This window comes from Nocardia sp. NPDC058497 (genome assembly GCF_042720195.1).
In the GTDB taxonomy this organism is placed as follows: Bacteria; Actinomycetota; Actinomycetes; order Mycobacteriales; family Mycobacteriaceae; genus Nocardia.
Window position 1 is genome coordinate 1 of sequence record NZ_JBHXMY010001056.1, and the last position, 1,061, is coordinate 1,061.

The window sequence follows — 1,061 nt, forward strand, 5'->3', positions numbered from 1 at the left end:
GCCACTCCATGCACCCGCTCCCGGACGGTCGGCCTCCCCGGTTCGATTGTCCACCCGATGACCGATCGGCGAAATGGGCGTCGTCATCGATCGCCGGTCAGCAAGACGCGCAGGTCGTGCTCGCGCCACCGGTCGACGACTCCCGGACACACCTTCAGATACTCGACGATGCGGTCGGTATCCCAGCCGTGTGACTCGCGCAGGCCGGCGCCGATCATGGCCAGGTACCGGGCCGACGGTTGTTGCAGCGCAACGGTTTCCGCCTTCCACGGCGCGGTGAAGGTCAGGATGGGCACGCCGTCCTCGGTGCCCGCGTGCAACACGGTCTCGTAGCGGCCCGGTCCGAGCCGCACCGCGCCGTCGGTGAGCACCCGCGCCAGGTCGAAGCCGGCGCCGGGCTCGCGGTACATCTCCTGGGCTTGCAGATCGGCGAACTGTTCGACGGTGAGCAGGTACCCGCGGGCCGCGACCCCGGTCGGCCAGCCCGCGGCGGGCCGGTCGGCGTAGAAGGCGACGCCCCCGGTCCAGACCGGGCTCTGCCAGGCGAAATACAGGCATCCCCGCAGCGTGAGGGCGGTGACGGCCGCCGGTGGGGTGGGGTCGCGGAACCCCGGATAGGTGTGCGAGGTCCCCGGCGGAGTGCCGCCCCGGCGGTAGTAGGCGAAGCGCGCGGCATGCATGTTGGAGCCGTACGCGGCGTACCAGACGTGCTGAGCTGTGGTCACGGGCTCACCTCGGGTGGGTCACGGTTTCCTGAGCGAACGAAACGAATTCGCTCCTGCTGTCGATTCTTCCTTCGATGGGTCGGGCGAGGACGTCGAGGGGAAAGATCATGAGATCAGCAATCGTGGTGGCAGCGCTGGTGGCACTGGCGGGGGGACTCGCCGCCTGTGCCGGCGACCTGGGATCGGGCGCGCAGCCGACCGTCATCCAGCCGTCCGCACCGAGTGGAACACCGCCGACCGGCGCGCCGGGCACCGAGCCGGCCGTCGTACCCGGCCCCACGGCCCCGACCGGTGCTCCGGTCCCGACCGGCCTGCCCTCCCGTGACGATGCCACCG

At 70.9% G+C, this 1,061-nt stretch carries 1 protein-coding gene and 1 pseudogene; one reads left to right on the plus strand and one right to left on the minus strand.

The annotated features are described in order from the left end of the window. Positions 1–83: 83 nt before the first annotated feature. Complete coding sequence (locus ACFWPJ_RS33675) at positions 84–725, minus strand: histone deacetylase (protein ID WP_378857684.1); 642 nt, start codon at positions 723–725, stop codon at positions 84–86. A gap of 107 nt (positions 726–832) precedes the next feature. On the opposite strand from ACFWPJ_RS33675, the pseudogene ACFWPJ_RS33680 reads away from it, so the two are divergent. Then, a pseudogene (locus ACFWPJ_RS33680) lies at positions 833–1,061 on the plus strand (hypothetical protein); the annotation flags it as partial.